This window comes from Streptomyces sp. HSW2009, from assembly GCF_040240285.1.
GTDB lineage: Bacteria > Actinomycetota > Actinomycetes > Streptomycetales > Streptomycetaceae > Streptomyces.
This window is the reverse complement of sequence record NZ_JBEHZD010001217.1, coordinates 1-307: the sequence shown is the minus strand read 5'-3', so window position 1 is coordinate 307 and position 307 is coordinate 1. Positions and strand designations below refer to the sequence as shown.

The following is a 307-nucleotide window of genomic DNA, read 5'->3' as shown; positions in this document are numbered from 1 at the left end:
GCGCCCCCCGGGCCGGGCCCCGGGCGCCGGCGGCGGGGCCGGGGCGCCCACGGACGGCACCGGACCGGCTGGCCCTGACCAGCGGCCCTTCGGCGTCGGCGGCGAACCGCAGGGCCACCGCTCCAGCCGCCCAGGTGGACAGGTCGGGAGCGCGCTCGGTGCCGCCGGACGCGGCCGGGCCCACCGCCCAGAACAGGCCGCCGGCCAGCAGCGATACGGCCGTACTCACCGTCACCGTCAGCCGGCGCCGGCGCACTCGGCTCATCCGCCGGCGGGCCCGCCCGCCCCGCGGCAGGGGAGCGGGGGG

At 83.4% G+C, this 307-nt stretch carries 1 protein-coding gene; it reads right to left on the bottom strand.

Translation table 11 applies throughout. From position 1 onward, the window contains the following. A partial coding sequence (locus tag AAHZ94_RS35250) for a hypothetical protein (protein WP_349997710.1) occupies window positions 1–229 on the bottom strand: 229 nt, incomplete at its 3' end. Window positions 230–307: the final 78 nt, after the last annotated feature.